This is a genomic window from Cupriavidus sp. H18C1 (genome assembly GCF_049311595.1).
Taxonomy (GTDB): domain Bacteria; phylum Pseudomonadota; class Gammaproteobacteria; order Burkholderiales; family Burkholderiaceae; genus Cupriavidus; species Cupriavidus cauae.
The window spans coordinates 40,221-56,457 of the sequence record NZ_CP186009.1; the positions used below are offsets into that span (position 1 = coordinate 40,221).

The following is a 16,237-nucleotide window of genomic DNA, read 5'->3' on the forward strand; positions in this document are numbered from 1 at the left end:
TCTCCCTTTGACTGCCGATATTTGCGGTGTTGCTCCGTGGCGGGATCGGCGTCGACTTCGATCCCGTGCGGGGAACTTGCGCATGCAAACTAACGCGCGAGGCTTCATCTATGCCACGCTTGTTTCGCTATCTTGAACGGCAGGAATGTTGGGACACCTGTGCACCGCACCGTCATCCGAGCGCTGAAGCGTTCGGGATCGCGGCAAAAAAAACGGCGCCGGCGGGTATTCACCCCGCCGGCGCCGCCGGATATCGCCGTTTGTCGCCGTTTGTCGCCGTTTGTGGCGCGCCTTACTTCGCCGTCGGCATCGCGAACTCGGCACCCTTGCCGATGCTCTGCGGCCAGCGCTGCATCACGGACTTCTGCTTCGTGTAGAAGCGCACGCCCTCTTCGCCGTAGGCATGCGTATCGCCGAACAGGCTGCGCTTCCAGCCGCCGAAGCCATGCCAGGCCATCGGCACGGGGATGGGCACGTTGATGCCGACCATGCCGACCTGGATGCGCCGAGCGAATTCGCGGGCAATGCCACCGTCGCTGGTGTAGCAGGCCACGCCGTTGCCGAACTCGTGCGCGTTGATCAGCTCGACCGCCTCGGCGAAGTCCTTGACGCGGACGCAGGCCAGCACCGGGCCGAAGATTTCCTCGCGGTAGATGCGCATCTGCGGCGTGACGTTGTCGAACAGCGTGGCGCCGGTGAAGAAGCCGCCTTCATGGCCGGCCACGCGGTGGCCGCGGCCATCGAGCACCAGCGTCGCGCCCTCTTCCACGCCCAAGCCGATATAGCCCTCGATGCGTTCCAGCGCCTGCCGCGTGACCACGGGGCCCATTTCCGCTTCGGGGTTCATGCCGTTGTCGATCTTCAGCGCGCGGGCGCGTTCGGCCAGCTTCGGAATCAGGCGATCGGCGGTATCGCCGACCAGCACCGCGACCGACACCGCCATGCAGCGCTCGCCGGCCGAGCCGTAGGCCGCGCCGATCAGCGCGTCGATGGCCATCTCCGGATCGGCATCGGGCATCACCACCAGATGGTTCTTGGCGCCGCCCAGTGCCTGCACGCGCTTGCCGAATTGCGCGGCACGCTCGCTGATCGCCTGTGCGATCGGCGTCGAGCCAACGAAGCTGACGGCCTTCACTTCCGGATGCGCGATCAGCGCGTCGACCACCACCTTGTCGCCCTGCACGACGTTGAACACGCCGGCCGGCAAACCCGCCTCGGCCAGCAGATCGGCCATGAACAGGCTCGCGCTCGGATCGCGCTCGCTCGGCTTCAGCACGAAGGTATTGCCCGCAGCGATGGCCACCGGGAACATCCAGCACGGCACCATGCACGGGAAGTTGAACGGCGTGATGCCGGTCACCACGCCCAGCGGCTGGCGCATGGTCCAGTTGTCGATGCCGGTACTGACCTGGTCGGTGTAGTCGCCCTTGAGCAGTTGCGGAATGCCGCAGGCGAACTCGATCACGTCGATGCCGCGCATGACTTCGCCCTGCGCGTCGGAGAAGACCTTGCCGTGCTCGGCGGTGATGATCGCAGCGAGCGTGTCGCGATGCTGGTTCATCAACTGCAGGAAGCGCTGCATCACGCGGGCGCGGCGGATCGGCGGCGTGTCGGCCCAGGCGGGGAACGCGGCGGCGGCCGCAGCGACGGCGGCGTCGACATCGGCCACTTCACCGAGCAGGACCTTGCGCGCGGCTTCGCCGGTGGCCGGATTGAACACGTCCTGCCGGCGCTGGCTGCCGCCGCTCGTACGCTGGCCGCCGATGTAGTGGCCGACGTCGGCACGGTCGGTATAGGCATGCGCTTGGGTCATCTCGGGCTCCTTTGCAGTTCTGGAATCAGTACTGGAATCAGTTCTGGAATCGGTGGAATGGGGCCAGTGTAGGCGTCGCTACCGGCCTCATTCAATAGCGCCGCGCTTGACTCACTGTTCAATGAACTAAACAATCGCCCGATGGACAAGCAAAAGATCGAATCGCTGTGGGTGCATTTGCACTCGCTTGTTGTGCTGGGCGATGTCGGCAGCTATACCGCTGCCGCCACGCAACTCGGCATCAGCAAGGGGGCGATGAGCCAACGCATCGCCGAACTGGAACGGGCGGCCGGCATCCCGCTGGTGCAGCGCACCACGCGCAGCGTGCGGCTGACCGAGGCGGGGCAGCGGCTGGTGGACGCGACCCGGATACCGTTCGAGTCGATCGAGCGCAGCTTCGGCGACGTCAAGGACATGGGCGGCGAGCCGCGCGGGCTGGTGCGGATGACGGCACCGGTGGCGCTGGGCCGGCAGCAGATCGTGCCGCGGCTGCCGCCCTTTCTGGCGATGTATCCGCAGATCCGCGTCGAGCTGGAACTGTCGGACAGCTTCGCCTCGCTTGCGCGCGAGGGCTTCGACCTGGCGGTGCGCCACGCGTCGCGCGCACCCGATACGCATATCGCCTGGACGCTGTGCCGCACCGGCACGGTACTGGTGGCCACGCGCGCCTATCTGCGGCGCCATGGCACGCCCGTTTCGCCGTCCGACCTGGCGGCCCACAACTGCCTGCATTACTTCCGCCGGGGCGAGCAGCCAACCTGGAGCTTCGAGCCGGTCCGGGGCGGGGCGACCCGGCAAAGCGTCGGCATCCGCGGGAATTTCGCGGCGGATAACAGCGAGGCGCTGCGCGATGCCGCGCTGGGCGGCCTGGGCATCGCGCTGGTCCCGGACTTCACCGCGCAGGCCGATCTGCATGCGGGCAAGCTGGTCCAGGTGCTGCCGGGCTGGCGGCCTTCGGGGGGCGTTTGGCGACGCGATCTACGCGATCCGGCCCTACAGCCCGCTGCTGCCGCGGCCGGTGCGGCTGCTGGTGGACTATCTGCGCGAGGCGTTGAAGGAGGGATTCGGGACGCAGTAAGGCCGAGCCGGGTCTCCCGATGCGACCCTGGGCGCGACGGGACACGCGACGGGACACGCGGCGGGACACGCGGCGGGACGCAGCACCGATCCCCGCCCCGATGTTCAACGCGGCCTTGTCGGCACAAATGATAATGAAAACGATTATCATTATGTCCTTTCAATACGACATTGCCGCCCGTGTCCCCGCTCCGCTTACCCGTTCGCGCCCCGTCTGCCCGACTCCATGCCATCCGCCCCGAGTGGGCCCGCCCATCCCGGGCGCCCCGGTTTCGACCGCATGTCCTCGCCATGGCGGTCGCCGGCACCCTGCCGCTGACGGCCCTGGCGCAAGCCCAGTCCACCGCCGCGGCGGAGTCGGCCGAAACGCTGCCCCAGGTCACCGTCCGCGCCGAGACGACGCCCTGACCAGCCGCCGCCCGCCTATGCCGGCGGCCAGGTCGCGCGTGGCGGCCGGCTTGGGATCCTCGGCAATCAGGACATGATGGACGTGCCGTTCAGCATCACGGCATACACCGCCGAGACCATCCAGAACCAGCAGGCGCGCAGCGTCGCCGATGTCCTCGCCAACGATCCGGGCGTGCGCAGCAGCCTGGGCTTCGGCAATTTCTCCGAGACGTTCGTGGTCCGCGGCTTCCAGCTGAATGGCGACGACATCGGCTACAACGGCCTCTATGGCATCGCCCCGCGCCAACTCGTGGCGGTCGAGGGGCTCGATCGGGTCGAGGTCTTCCGCGGCGCCAGCGCCTTTCTGAACGGCGTCACGCCGACCGGCACGGGCATCGGCGGCAGCATCAACCTCGTTCCCAAGTTTGCGCCCTACCAGCCGCTGACCCAGGCCACCATCGACTACACCAGCCAGGGCCGAGCCGGCGGCCATGTCGACATCGGCCGCCGCTTCGGCGCGGACCAGCGTTGGGGCGTACGCATCAATGCGCTGGCGCGCGGCGGCGAGGCCGCCATCGACGACGAGCGCCGCCAGCAGCGCCTGTTCACCGCGGGCCTCGATTACCAGGGCGACAAGCTGCGCGTGTCGGCCGACTTCGGTTACCAGAAGCAGACCATTCGACAGGGCCGGCCGATGGTGTCGCTGACCGGCACCACGCTGCCCGCCGTGCCCTCGGCGCGCGCCAACTTCGCGCAGGCCTGGACCGATTCGATGCTGGAGGATACCTACGGCACGCTGCGCGCCGAGTACGACGTCGCGCCCGACTGGACCACCTATCTCGCGGTCGGCGCGCACCACACCAACGAGTTCGGCAACTACTCCTCGCTGACGGTGAACGGGAGCGGCGTCGGGACCGCGGCGCGGCTGACGGTGCCGTACAAGTCCAACACCACGTCCGAGGAAGTCGGCGTGCGCGGCACCTTCCATACCGGGCCGGTCAAGCATCGGATCAATCTGGCGTGGTCCGGCATGCAGCTGGTCAAGCGCACCGCCTATGAGATGTCCGGCCGTTTCGCTACCGGCCTGTACGACCCGGTGCAGACGCCGCGGCCGGCCACGACGCTGATCGGCGGCGACATGGCCAACCCCGGCGTCACCGGCAGGACCAACCTCAGCGGGTTCGCCATCTCGGACACCCTGTCCTTCCTCGACGACCGTGTGCTGCTGACCGCCGGCGTGCGGCAGCAGAACCTGAGCGTGCGCGGCTACAGCTATACGGGCGTGCAGCAGTCGAATTACGACGAGTCGGCCACGTCGCCGGCCTTCGGGCTGGTGGTCAAGCCGACGCGCCAGATCTCGCTGTATGCCAACTACATTCAGGGCCTGGCGCAAGGACCGACCGCGCCCAATACGGCGACCAACCGCGGCGAATTGTTCCCGCCGATCAAGTCCAAGCAGGTCGAGGCCGGCGTCAAGTGGGACGCCGGCAAGTTCGGCAGCACGCTGGCCGTCTATCAGATCGAGCAGCCTTCCGGCATCCTGCAGGGCGATGTGTATTCGCTGGCCGGCGAGCAGCGCAATCGGGGCATCGAACTGAGCGGCTTCGGCGAACCGCTGCCCGGCGTCCGCCTGCTGGCCGGCGTGGCCTATATCGACGCCAGGTTGAACCGTACCGGCACGCCGGCGAACGATGGCAACAAGGCGGTCGGCGTACCCAACTACACGCTCAATGTCGGCGCCGAATGGGACGTCCCCGGCGTGCCGGGCTTCACCGTATCGGGCCGCTATCTGCAGACGGGACGCCAGTATCTGGACGTGGCGAACCGGGTCAGCCTGCCGTCGTGGCGACGCTTCGACCTGGGCGCCCGCTATACCTTCAAGGCGGCGCAGCAGCGCTACACGCTGCGCGCCGGCATCGAGAACGTCGCCGGCAAGGCGTATTGGGCATCCTCATACGGCGGTTACCTGATCATGGGCGCCCCGCGCACCTTCAAGGTCGCCATGACGGTCGACTTCTGAGGCAGCGGTGTCCAAGGCAGCGGCGCGCCGCTCATGAAGAACTGATGACGATGGCGCGCTGAAGGGCTCCGCCGACCCGGCGTTATCCTCGGCATTGCCCGGGGCGTTACCCCGGGGCATTACCCGGGCGTCGGTCGGGACGTCACCCGGCAAGCCTTTCGGCCTCCGTCAACATCCCATCGAGCACGCAATCGGCCAGCCGTTCGGGGAAGTCGGCCGGCAGCTGCTGCCGCACCGCCTGTACCACCCGCGGCGCGCGTTCCGCGAGGTCTTCCACCACATACCGTGCCGGACGTCCGTCGGGCGTCAGCACGCCATGCCGCTCCCCGACGGCGATCCAATGCCGGCGCTCGATTTCCCGCATCCGGTAGTGCGCGTTCTGCGACCGGACCGCCATGGCCATCCTGATCCTGAACGGCGAGAGCCGGCCCGGGGCTTCGCCGATGATGGGATGGGCCGACAGCACGTCGTAGAGCGGAGTCAGCTGATACCGCCCTTCCGGGCGCAGAAACAGGCTGAAGTTCTTGGCATGCCCATCCGGCGCGCGCAGCATCCAGAAGATGACCTGTGCCTGGAAGAAGGTCCTGCGGTCCTGGTCGCGCGTCATCGACCCGGCCAGCGTGTCCATGATGGTGTCGATGCCCGGGCCGCCATCGGCTTCGTACTTCGCCGTCGGCGGCACGCCCTTCGCCTGGCACATGTCCTCTTGCGGCAGCCGGACCAGACGGTGATCGCCCGCCGGGCTCTGCCACCAGAGGCGATCGAACCGCTGCACGCTCAGCGCCTTCATCTCCTCGAACCGCACGAGCTCGCATCGGGCCACCGGCAGGCCAAACTCCCTCAGGATCAGCGAGCACAGCCACTCGTTCTCCACCGATTCGCTCAGGTCCAGCTTCAGCCCGCCCACCAGGCCGAGCGGCAGCTTCAGGATGTGCGTGGTTGGCGTTTGGCCATGCGGCAGGCACCAGGCGCCGTTGTGGTACAGCAGCGCGGTCTTCTCCTGCGCGCCCGCAATCGAGATGCGGAACTCGTCCTCGTCGCCAACGATGCCCAGCGGCGCCGGCGCCAGCGTGCCGCGCAGGACCTGTGCGACCTGCGCCTCGGTCAAGGGCTCGGCCTGTACTGCCTGCGCGCCGGCTGGCACTGCGCCGTCCGGCAGCAGTTGCAGCGCGCCCACGCAGTCGCGGCCGATTTCGGCGAGCAGATCGAAGGCGTCGATCGACCCGGTGCGATACCGCCGCGCGATGCGCTCACGGATTTCCCGCGTGTCCGGCAACAGGTTCTCGAAATACGCCCGTACCTTCTCTCCGCGATGGGGCGAGTTGCCGGGGGTGAAGGGGCAAGGACAGGGACAAGGGCCGTCCTTGCGCGGAGGCCACCCACTCGGGCGCGTATTCGAGCGTGTCGCCGGCGTGAGGATGGAAGCGCCACGTGCCGACGAAGGCAGCGTTCATCCACAGGCCCAGCGCGCGGGTGTGCGACCGTCGCCCCATGATCACCAGGCCTGCGTGGTCGACGGGGCTTCGTCGCTGGTGCCGGGAGACGGCGCGTCCTTGCGCAGCACAAACTCGACGCCAAGGATGCTGAGCAGGCGCATGAGCCGTTCCACGCTGATGCGCGCGGCGTTGCGTTCCAGCGCGGACAGGGTCTGCTGGCTGACGCCCATGCGCAGCGCGGCCTCAGCCTGCGTCAGCCCCGCTTCCTTGCGGAACGCTTGCAGCAGCTGCGGTAACTGGTCGGACGTTCGGACGGTGAAGTTGCGCATACGGGCCTCGGCTGTGTGCTGGGTTTACAACGTCGTTTTACAACACATCGATTGTATTTCGGATTTACTCGTTTTGCTTTGTATCCGAAGAATACGTGCTTGACGCAGTAAAACAAAGATACAGCTTGTGGCGAGTAAAACGGGCGCGCGAGCCGATGGGTCTAGCCACGTTCCGCAGGCGGTGTGTCTCGTCAACAATTTTTCCTTGCATCCCGGCCGATACTGTATATCCTTACAGTACCTGTACAAACATACAGTTTCGGGAGTGCCCATGGAAGACCTGATCCGGATTCAGAACGAATACGACCGTCTCGTCCTTCGGTGGCTGCGCCAACAGGTCGGTGACGACGCGGTGCGGCTCGCTGCCAGGCGCCTGAACGGCGAATCCAAGCCCTATGTGTCCGAAGTCTGCCGTGCGCTGGACATTCGTCCGCCGGCGCGCAGTGCCTTCCGCATGGAAGCGACGCGGGCCAACCGGGCCGTCGGCGAGCGGTATCTGGCACGCATCCGGCAGATCCTGTCCGGTTCATCGGCGGATGGCCACCGGGCCGCGGATGCGGCCTCCCGGCAGCGGCACGCGCCCGCGCAACCCGCCCTGCCGTTCGGCCAGGGTTTTGCCTTCGGCGGCGGACTGTCCGTGCGCGAGCCGACGGCGAGCGCGCGATGAATGTGATGACGAGTTACCGAAGATGCAGCAAGGCCCAGATCCCGACGTCCCCCCTGAACCTGAAAAAGACGAACTTGCGGCTGCATTTCGGCGGGGCATTGCGGGCCGCGCGCACTGCCAGAGGCTTGTCGCAGGACGCATTCAATACCGTATCGAGCCGCACCTATGTCAGCAGCCTCGAGCGCGGGCAGAAGAGCCCGACGCTGGACAAGGTGGCGCAGATCGCCAGCGTCCTCGGCCTGCATCCGCTGACGCTGCACGCGTACACCTTCCTGCGCCAGCCAACGCCGGAGGAGCGGATCGTGCTGCTGCGGACGATCCGGGCGGAGTTGCGGCAATTGCTGGAGCACGAGGCGGCGAAGCGGAACCGATAAGGCTGCGATTCGACTCGATTCGACCCGCTTCGCCGCGCTTCGACCCGGTTCGACACGCCTCGCCGCGGGATTGCGCTACGCGGCGACGTAGGCGGCGACCGGGCCTACGCTCAGGCCGGTTCCGCCTCGTTGTCGGCGATCTGGAACTTGCGCATCTTCTCCCACAGCACCTTGCGACTGATGCCGAGGCTGGCGGCGGTGTCCTGGCGGCGCCAGCCATTGGCATCGAGCGCGGCGATGATGCGGCGGCGTTCTTCGACCTCGGTGCGCCAGTCGACGCCGCGGTCGTTGCCTTCGAACGCTCCGGGGCGCAGCGCGCGGAACAACGGACGGATGCGATCCTGATCCCACAGTCCGTCGTGCTGCACTACGATCGCGACGCGCTCCGCCAGATTGCGCAACTCGCGTACGTTACCGGCGAAATAGGCAGTACCGACCGCGCCCTTGAGCCAGTCCGGCATCGGCGGTAGCGCCTCGTAGCCGGACCGTCCGAGAATCTGCCGCAGGAAGGCCTCGAGCAGTCCGACCTTGTCGGCGGCGCCGCGCTCTTCCAGGCTGGGGATCCGCAGTTCGATGACGGCCAGCCGGAAATACAGGTCCGCGCGGAACTTGCCTTGCCCTACCGCCTCGCGCAGGTCCTTGTTGGTCGCGGCGACCAGGCGGAAATTGAGCTTGACCGGCAGCGTCGAGCCGAGCCGCGTAACCACGTTCTCTTCCAGCACGCGCAGCAGCTTGACCTGCTGGAACAGCGGCAGATCGGCGATTTCGTCGAGGAACAGCGTGCCGCCATTGGCCTGCTCGAAATAACCGCGGTGCGCGTACATCGCGCCGGTGAACGCGCCCTTCGCATGGCCGAAGAATTGCGATTCGAACAGCCCGTCGGGAATCGCGCCGCAGTTGACGGCCACGAACGGGCCCTTGCCGTAGAGGCTATGGCGCTCATGGAACAGCCGCGCGATGCGTTCCTTGCCGGCGCCGGTCTCGCCATACAGCATCACGTTGCTGTCGAAGTCGGCGTAGGTGTCGACATGCGACATCAGCTGCTGCATCGCGGGCGAGCCGGCCACCAGTTCGGCGATCTCCGGCTGCACCTCGCCGGCCGCCAGCAGTTGCGGCAGCAGCTTGCCGAGCTGGGCGCGCAGATCGGCGCCGGTGAAATCATCCGACAGGATGTGCGCGTATTCCGGCGGAAAGCGGCCCGGATCGTTCTCTCGCGTGGGGGCGGCGACCCAGATCACGGGCATGCCGTGCACCGCCTCCCAATCCAGCGCGGTGAACTTGGCGGCGCCGATCACGGACACGCTGATGATCGCCACCGACAGCTTCAGGCGCGGCTCGGTCGGCAAGCCTTCGAGCCCCCCGGCGCGGATCACTTCGGCGCCGAGCGGCGCGAGAAAGCGGGCTACGCGGTCGGCAAATTCGTATTTGCCTTCCCATACGTAGACTTCGAGATTTTCGTAGGCCCAGCGGTCTGTTTTCATGGCGATGCTGCAATGGCCGCACGGCGGCTGGTCGTATTCATGTCGCGGTTCAATAGACGAGTCTGGTGTTGTCGCAATCGACGTCGTGGACCCAGAGGTCGGCGTTGCTTAACTGGATGCCGAGGGCGGCGAGCAGGCCATCGAGGGCGGGGCCGAGCAGGACGAATATCACGGAGCTCAGGGCGCTGGCAACGACGCCGAGCTTCAGGTCCAGCGTGATCGGAATGAGGCTCGGAAACAGCGTGATCTTCAAATCGAGGTTTCGAGCCAGACTTTCCACTAGCGCAGCCAGCTGGCCTGGGGGAGGCGACCGAGGTTTGGTCACCGGGAGCCAGTGTCGCTGTCATTCCGCTACCGGAAAGCGTTTGCTGTCGTGGGCTCGCCTTGATGACCACAACGCCCAGCAAGTTCGTCAACTCCACATCCGTGTCGGCACACTGACTGAGATTGTTCTTGCGTGCCAGACAGACTTTCGCTGCCGTGGTGACGGTTTCCAACGTTGCGCGACGATCCGACCGGGCCGCTGCACAGCGCAGGCCCGTCAGCGCAGACTGCGCAGTCCCCAATTCGACACGAAGTGGTAATACCAATTCGAACGACGGCAGCACATGACCCGGCACCTGGCCGCCCAATTGCAGCTGGAGGCCGAGGTCCAGCTGGGACGTGCGGGCCGTCGTCTTCCACCCCATTGGATCGACGCTCGATCGCTGCACCGGTCCAACGGCCATTCTTGGAGGTTCCACCACGCTTAACGCGAACTGGGTGCCTGGCAGCAGTGGCACGGCCCCCGCCAGATCAACCGCGGCGCCAGTATTGGCAACCTGCGCCGCCAGCATCAACAACTCCGCCACATTCAACCCCACATCCGCCGCCGACGACATCGCCGGCGCCAGCACGCCGAGGTCGAGCACTCGACCGACATTGAGCCCCGCCGCCAACGCCCGCGCATCGATGATCGCCGGCATCCCGCCCAGCATCGCGTTGAGCAGCGACTCCTTGTTGGCCGCGCCGAGCACCAGCGCATAGAACTGCGACAGCGACAAGCCGGCGTTCAGCAATTCGTCCACCGTGCCGACGCCGGCTTCGAGCCGCAACTGGTCCAGCGTCACGCGCGTATCGACCAGCCCCTGCCAGTCCGCGGCCGACAGGTTGATGGTATTGCCGAGCAGCAGCGCCAGCGCGCTGCGCGACGATTCGAAATTCAGCAGCCCGCTGCCGACCGAGAACGCCGCGACAGGCGGGCTGGCGTTGCCGATCGCTTCGGCGCGCAGCCGCCGTCCGTCGCCGCCGGGGAGCCCGAACAGAATCGGCACGGTTTGCGAAACGACGACCCGCACCGCGTTCGGCGACAACCGCGCCGGATCGAAGCTGCCGCGGAAATGACGGCCATCGGCAGGCGCAGCCGCATCGTTGGGATCCCACACGCCCGCGCAGACGGCCATGCCGTCTTCCCCGCCGGGGCTGGCGCCGCAGTCTTCGCGCGCCGCGCCGGTAAAGCCGTTCTGGCCCGCGGACGCCTGTGCCGCCGCCAGCGCCCGTTCGGTCATCGCCGCATTGGTGTCGGCGCGCCGCAGTTGCTGGGCGGCGGCCAGCGCCGCCATGTCGGCAACCGACTGCAACTGCCGCTGCCGGTAGAAAACATGGCCGACGTCGATGGACACCAGCGCGGCCATGCCGATGGTGGCGAGCAGCACCACCATCAGAATGCTGACCGCGCCGCGCGATGGCGCGCGTGTGCTGCGTGTCCTGCTACGCCGAGCCATCATCGTTACCGGGAGGGCGTCAATCCAAGCAGGCTGACGCCGCCACCGCCGCTGGGCTGCCCGACGAAACGCTCGGGAATCGGGTGCTGGAAGCTCTTCAGATAGCGCGCATGTGCCAGCGCGGCCTGTTCGCCCGGCATGGGGAGCATGGCGCCGGCCTGGCTGCCTTCGCGCTGGATTGCCAGCAGGCTGCGTGTGTCGGTGCCGATAGCAGCATTCGATGGCCTCTGGACTTGCGCATGTGCGCCTGTGTCCGGGCTGGCTGGTGCCATGGCCTGCGCGCCGGCGACGGGCATCCAACTGGCGGCACATAAGGCGATTGCGGCCGTACTCGCGACGCGCGACGGTCTAATGATGTTCATGCCCTACTCCTCTTGCTTCCGCTTGCGGTCCACCTGCTGTCCGCCTGCTGCGCGCTTGCTGTCCGGTCCCTGCCCGCTTGCCGTCGATCGCGGATCGTCTCGCGATGATCACGGCGCGCTGGCCGGGTTCTGTGCCGCGCCCTCGCCCGGCTGCGCGGCGGTCGTCAGCGCGATGCGCTGGGGCTTGGGCGGCCTTGCACCGCCAGTCTTTGAAGCCGCGCGCTCCTGCCGCGCTGCCTCGCGAGCGATGCGGTCCGCCTCCTGCGCGATCGCCTTGCGGGTCGGCGCCGACATCGACGCGCGCTCCATCAGCGCCGTCGCCTGGTCGCGCTGGCGGTTTGCCAGCATCCACACGGCGGCATTGCTGACGATGCGGGGGTTGGCCCCGTCGAGCTGCAGGGCCTGCATCACCGGCACGCGGGCCTGCTGCAACTGGCCGGCACGCATCAGCGCATAGCCCAGGTCGCTCGCCACCAGCGCATTGGTCGGATCGCGCGACAACGAGGCCTCCAGCTGCGTCACCGCTTCCGCGAAATCGCCGCTGCGACCCGCCAGCAGGCCGAGGCCGTGATAGGCCCGCGCGGCGTAACCGCTGCCGAGCAGGTTGCGGTAGGCGACGGCGGCGGCTTCGTCCTGTTCGGTTTCACGAAGCGCATCCGCGCGCAGCATCGCCACGTCGGCGCTGTCGCCGAAGCGTTGCTGATAGGCATCGAGATGCGCGAGCGAGGCGTAGTACAGCCCCTGCTGCTGCATCCGCTCGATCAGGCCGCGGTACACCGCGCGATCGTCGTACTGCTCCTGTGCCTGCTTGTCCTGCAGCTTGGACAGCGCGATCTGCGCGTCGGCCTGCTTGCTCATCAGCGAGGCTGGGTCGCTGGTGGTGGCGCAGCCGGCGGCGAGCCAACTTGCGGTAGCGACGGTAACCGCGGTCAATGTCCGACGCCAACGCGTTGCCACGGGCAGAAGGCTGCCCTCTCCCCCGGCCCCTCTCTCGCGCGCGGGAGAGGGGAGAAAACACGCCGCCACATGCCTCTCGCTCACGGTAGAAGGAAGAAAACATGCCGCCGCACGTAGCGCGCTAGCAAACACCGTCATTGCATATCTCCAGCAAACTTCGCCAGCATCCGGATCACGCCAAGGAACCCAGGCCCCGCGGTCACGATCAGCAGCACCGGCAGCAGGCTGACCACCATCACGCCGGTCATCTTGACGGTCAGGCGGCCGACCTTTTCCTTCAGGCGCATCTTGCGCGCCTCCTGCAGCCGCAGGCCGAACAGCTTCAGCGGCTCCTGCACCGCGCCGCCGAAGCGATCCACCTGGTTCAGCAGCATGATCAGATTGCGCAGGTCCTCGCTGTCGAACAGCTTGCCGATGCGTTGCAGCGTCTGCTCGCGCGAGCGGCCGGAGGCGAACTGGTCATTGGCGCGCTTCAGTTCGGGACCCAGCACGGGCAGCATGCTGCCGAACTCGGTGACGATCAGCTGCAGGCTCTGGTCGATCGACATGCCGACCCCTTGCAGCAGCCGCAGCATGTCGACCAGCACCGGCAGTTCGTCTTCGAGCTGGCGCATCCGGCCGGCGGCGCGCCGGCGCAGCACCGACTTGAACGCAAGAAAGGACACCGCGAAGCCGCCGAACGCGGTGAACACCGCGCCCTGCAGCGATTCCGGCAGCCGCCACAGCATCAGCACCGCGGCGATCAGCAGCGGCACACAAAGACGCAGCCCGCCGAAGATGGCGCGGGCCTTCGGGCCATACCAGCCGCACTGTTCCAGCAGGCGGATCTCTTCGGGGCCGACGATGGCCTTGCCGAGCGGACTGGCGAGCCAGCGTTCGTCGAAGCGGCCGCCGAGCTGGGCGCCCAGGCGCGCCCGTGCTCCGCCGGGGCCGCCCACACCGCCCACACCGCCCACACCACCCACACCACCCACACCACCCGCACGGCCCGCGCCCGCGGCCGGCGCTGCCGTCGCTGTCGCCGCTCCCGACGCACTGACCGCGCCGGTTGCTGCGGCGGACGCGTTCGCCGCCGGCATCGCACCCTGACGCCCGGCAGCAGGCACCGCTCCGCCCGACGACGCCGCCCCGGACTCGCCCGCGGCCGTCCTTGTACCCTGCCCCGCCGTCACCCCCCTGCCGCACCAGCGCGGCGTCCAGCGTGCGCGCCGCGCGCCAGCGCAGCCACCACTGCTGCAACAGCGGCAAGGCGAGCGCCGCCACGCCGAGCGCGGCGATCAGCAGGCTGAGGGCGATCAGGCTGTCACGGTTCATCGCATCGCCCCCTATACCGAACGCGCCAGCCGATACAGCAGCAGCGCGCCGACGATCTCCAGCCCGAACGCCGCCAGCAGCATCAGGCGGCCCGACGGATCGTTCCACATCATCAGCAGATAGCCGGCGTTGAACACGAACATCAGCCCGGCTACGACCACCGGCAGCAAACCCAGGATCCACGCCGACATCCGCGTTTCCGCCGACAGCGCCGACAGTTCGCGCTGCGCCTGCTCGCGGTCGCGCATATAGGCGGCAGTCCGTTCCATCACGATGTCGGCCCGGCCGCCGTAGCGCGTGGCAAGCCGGAGCACCGAGGCCAGCAGGATCAGCTCGTCGAAGCGATAGCTGCGCGCGACCTGCATCACCGCCTGGTCCAGCTCTTTGCCCGCGCGCTGCAGATGCACCGCTTGCACCAGGCACTGGCGCAGCGGCAGTTCGGTATTGCCGATCGCATGCTGGAACGCCGCCGGCACCGCGCTGCCGATCGTCATCAGCCGCACCACGCCATCGAGAAATCCCGGCAGCTGCGCGCACAGGCGCTGATGAAAACGGATCGTGCGGCGCCACAACAGGCAGGCGCAGATGGCAAGGCAGACCACCGCCATCGCGGCGGCCGCGACAAACCCGCCGCCGATCAAGGCCGCGGCGCACAGCAGCAGCGGTGGCCCGCCCCACAGCAGATAGGTTCGGCGCGTCGGCTCGAGGTCCGCGCGGCGCAGCAGATCGGCCCAGCGGCGCTTGAAGTCGCGTGGCCCGGTGACGGGAGGCAGCTCGGCCGCGGACGCATAACGAGAACGTACCTGCTCGGTCTGCGCCTGCACGAAGGCCCGCGCCGCCTCGCGCTGCGCACGCGTGCCGGCCTGCGCCAGCAACAGCAGGCCGGCGCCGAGCAGCAGCAAGGCGATGGCGGCGATGGCCAGGCCGGCGCTAGACATCGAAGCGGCCCAGCGGATCGTCCATGCCGAAACCGGCCTGGCGCAGGCGCGCCAGCTTGGGCGAATGCGGCAGGATGCCGAGCGACTGCCAGCGGTCGACCTCGACGCCGTCCGGCCCGATATACGGATCGTGGCGATACAGCTCCTGCGTGGTGACAATGTTGTCGCCCATGCCGGTCACCTCGGTGATCGACAGGATGCGGCGCTTGCCGTTCGACAGCCGGCCGATCTGCACGATGAAGTCGATCGCATTGGCGATCTGCCGGCGCAGGCTGACCTCGCTGCCCTGGAAGCCGGCGAAGCCCGCCAGCATCTCCAGCCGGTACAGGCACTCGCGCGGGCTGCTCGCGTGGATGGTGCCCATCGAGCCATCGTGGCCCGTGCTCATCGCCTGCAGCATCTCCAGCACCTCGCCGCCGCGCACTTCGCCGACGATGATCCGGTCCGGCCGCATGCGCAGGCTGTTGCGCAGCAGGTCGCGGATCGACACCACGCCGGTGCCCTCGAATCCGCCCGGACGGCTTTCGAGGCGGACCACGTGGGGGTGGTTCAGCGCGAGTTCGGCGGTGTCTTCGATGGTGATCACACGCTCGCTGTCCGGCACGAAGATCGCCAGCGCATTCAGCAGCGAGGTCTTGCCCGAGCTGGTGCCGCCGCTGACCAGGATATTGCAGCGCGCCTTGACCGCGGCCTCCAGCAGATCGCCGATCTCCTGGTTCATGGTGCCCAGTCCGAGCAGCGCCTCCGGCGTCAGCGGGTCCTTGCGGAACTTGCGAATCGACACCACCGGCCCCTGCAGCGCCAGCGGCGGGATCACGACGTTGATGCGGCCGCCGTCGGGCAGCCGGGCATCGACCATCGGATTCGATTCGTCGAGCCGCCGGCCGATCGGCGCCAGGATCCGGCGCACGATGCGCAGCAGATGCCCCGCGTCCGCGAAGCGCACCGGAATGCGTTCGAGCATGCCGTGGCGCGACACGTAGACGTCGAGATGGCCATTGACCAGGATGTCCTCGACCGCGGGATCGTTCAGCAGGTCCTCGATCGGACCGAAGCCCGCCAGCTCCTTGGTCAGCGCCTCGGCGATCTGATGCAGCTCGGCCTCGTTGATCGGAATCCGGCGCAGCCGGGTGAAGCTCTCCAGTTCGAGGTCGACGAAGCGCTGGATGGCGGTGCGCGACCAGCGGCCGAATTCCGCGCCCAGCTCCTCGATGCGCGTCAGCAGGTGCTCGTGCGCGGCTTCCTTGATCGTGTGGAATTCCTGCGAGGTCGGAAACGGCGCGGCGGCGTTGTCGGAGAATTCGATCGGTTGCGTCATC

General features: G+C 67.7%; 11 protein-coding genes and 3 pseudogenes. 4 read left to right on the forward strand and 10 right to left on the reverse strand.

What is annotated here, in order from left to right:
* Nucleotides 1-292: 292 nt before the first annotated feature.
* The gene (locus tag OJJOAM_RS16065) at nucleotides 293-1,813 is read right to left on the reverse strand and encodes a CoA-acylating methylmalonate-semialdehyde dehydrogenase (protein ID WP_149319903.1); all 1,521 of its coding nucleotides are present in this window, start codon (nucleotides 1,811-1,813) and stop codon (nucleotides 293-295) included.
* A 141-nt stretch (nucleotides 1,814-1,954) separates the two neighbouring features.
* Between OJJOAM_RS16065 and OJJOAM_RS16070 the strand changes: the two are divergent.
* Nucleotides 1,955-2,891: pseudogene (locus tag OJJOAM_RS16070) on the forward strand (LysR family transcriptional regulator).
* A 290-nt stretch (nucleotides 2,892-3,181) separates the two neighbouring features.
* Nucleotides 3,182-5,297, forward strand: a pseudogene (locus tag OJJOAM_RS16075) (TonB-dependent receptor).
* A 142-nt stretch (nucleotides 5,298-5,439) separates the two neighbouring features.
* On the opposite strand, the pseudogene OJJOAM_RS16080 reads toward OJJOAM_RS16075, so the two are convergent.
* Nucleotides 5,440-6,790, reverse strand: a pseudogene (locus OJJOAM_RS16080) (type II toxin-antitoxin system HipA family toxin).
* A 2-nt stretch (nucleotides 6,791-6,792) separates the two neighbouring features.
* Nucleotides 6,793-7,062 carry a helix-turn-helix domain-containing protein gene (locus OJJOAM_RS16085; protein WP_422650367.1) on the reverse strand — a complete coding sequence of 90 codons (270 nt, stop codon included), beginning with the start codon at nucleotides 7,060-7,062 and terminating at the stop codon, nucleotides 6,793-6,795.
* A gap of 271 nt (nucleotides 7,063-7,333) precedes the next feature.
* Between OJJOAM_RS16085 and OJJOAM_RS16090 the strand changes: the two genes are divergently transcribed.
* Nucleotides 7,334-7,729, forward strand: coding sequence for a hypothetical protein (locus OJJOAM_RS16090; protein ID WP_422650368.1), 396 nt, complete (start codon nucleotides 7,334-7,336; stop codon nucleotides 7,727-7,729).
* The gene (locus tag OJJOAM_RS16095; protein WP_422650369.1) at nucleotides 7,726-8,103 is read left to right on the forward strand and encodes a helix-turn-helix domain-containing protein; all 378 of its coding nucleotides are present in this window, start codon (nucleotides 7,726-7,728) and stop codon (nucleotides 8,101-8,103) included. Before OJJOAM_RS16090 ends, OJJOAM_RS16095 begins: the two co-directional genes overlap by 4 nt.
* Nucleotides 8,104-8,213: 110 nt before the next feature.
* On the opposite strand, the gene OJJOAM_RS16100 is transcribed toward OJJOAM_RS16095, so the two are convergent.
* The 7 genes from OJJOAM_RS16100 to OJJOAM_RS16130 all read right to left on the reverse strand — a co-directional run bounded on the left by OJJOAM_RS16100 (nucleotide 8,214) and on the right by OJJOAM_RS16130 (nucleotide 16,236).
* The gene (locus tag OJJOAM_RS16100; RefSeq protein ID WP_422650370.1) at nucleotides 8,214-9,584 is read right to left on the reverse strand and encodes a sigma 54-interacting transcriptional regulator; all 1,371 of its coding nucleotides are present in this window, start codon (nucleotides 9,582-9,584) and stop codon (nucleotides 8,214-8,216) included.
* Entirely contained in the window at nucleotides 9,581-11,284 is a 1,704-nt protein-coding gene (locus OJJOAM_RS16105; protein ID WP_422650371.1) for a TadG family pilus assembly protein, read from the reverse strand. Before OJJOAM_RS16105 ends, OJJOAM_RS16100 begins: the two co-directional genes overlap by 4 nt.
* A gap of 68 nt (nucleotides 11,285-11,352) precedes the next feature.
* Nucleotides 11,353-11,709, reverse strand: a complete 357-nt coding sequence (locus OJJOAM_RS16110) for a DUF3613 domain-containing protein (protein ID WP_422650372.1) — start codon at nucleotides 11,707-11,709, stop codon at nucleotides 11,353-11,355.
* Between the two features lie 108 nt (nucleotides 11,710-11,817).
* Complete coding sequence (locus tag OJJOAM_RS16115; RefSeq protein WP_422650373.1) at nucleotides 11,818-12,567, reverse strand: tetratricopeptide repeat protein; 750 nt, start codon at nucleotides 12,565-12,567, stop codon at nucleotides 11,818-11,820.
* 233 nt (nucleotides 12,568-12,800) lie between these two features.
* Nucleotides 12,801-13,604, reverse strand: coding sequence for a type II secretion system F family protein (locus tag OJJOAM_RS16120; RefSeq protein WP_422650374.1), 804 nt, complete (start codon nucleotides 13,602-13,604; stop codon nucleotides 12,801-12,803).
* A gap of 387 nt (nucleotides 13,605-13,991) precedes the next feature.
* Nucleotides 13,992-14,918 carry a type II secretion system F family protein gene (locus OJJOAM_RS16125; protein WP_422650375.1) on the reverse strand — a complete coding sequence of 309 codons (927 nt, stop codon included), beginning with the start codon at nucleotides 14,916-14,918 and terminating at the stop codon, nucleotides 13,992-13,994.
* Nucleotides 14,911-16,236 (reverse strand): CpaF family protein, encoded by a 1,326-nt coding sequence (locus tag OJJOAM_RS16130; RefSeq protein WP_149319895.1) that lies wholly within the window; start codon nucleotides 16,234-16,236, stop codon nucleotides 14,911-14,913. The genes OJJOAM_RS16125 and OJJOAM_RS16130 overlap by 8 nt, the downstream gene beginning before the upstream one ends.
* Nucleotide 16,237 lies beyond the last annotated feature (1 nt).

Coding starts and splice junctions, on each gene's coding strand:
- OJJOAM_RS16100 (WP_422650370.1), bottom strand. CDS start 9,584: ATGAAAACAGACCGCTGGGCCTACGAAAATCTCGAAGTCTACGTATGG.
- OJJOAM_RS16115 (WP_422650373.1), bottom strand. CDS start 12,567: ATGAGCAAGCAGGCCGACGCGCAGATCGCGCTGTCCAAGCTGCAGGAC.
- OJJOAM_RS16085 (WP_422650367.1), bottom strand. CDS start 7,062: ATGCGCAACTTCACCGTCCGAACGTCCGACCAGTTACCGCAGCTGCTG.
- OJJOAM_RS16090 (WP_422650368.1), top strand. CDS start 7,334: ATGGAAGACCTGATCCGGATTCAGAACGAATACGACCGTCTCGTCCTT.
- OJJOAM_RS16130 (WP_149319895.1), bottom strand. CDS start 16,236: ATGACGCAACCGATCGAATTCTCCGACAACGCCGCCGCGCCGTTTCCG.
- OJJOAM_RS16095 (WP_422650369.1), top strand. CDS start 7,726: ATGAATGTGATGACGAGTTACCGAAGATGCAGCAAGGCCCAGATCCCG.
- OJJOAM_RS16110 (WP_422650372.1), bottom strand. CDS start 11,709: ATGAACATCATTAGACCGTCGCGCGTCGCGAGTACGGCCGCAATCGCC.
- OJJOAM_RS16065 (WP_149319903.1), bottom strand. CDS start 1,813: ATGACCCAAGCGCATGCCTATACCGACCGTGCCGACGTCGGCCACTAC.
- OJJOAM_RS16105 (WP_422650371.1), bottom strand. CDS start 11,284: ATGGTGGTGCTGCTCGCCACCATCGGCATGGCCGCGCTGGTGTCCATC.
- OJJOAM_RS16125 (WP_422650375.1), bottom strand. CDS start 14,918: ATGTCTAGCGCCGGCCTGGCCATCGCCGCCATCGCCTTGCTGCTGCTC.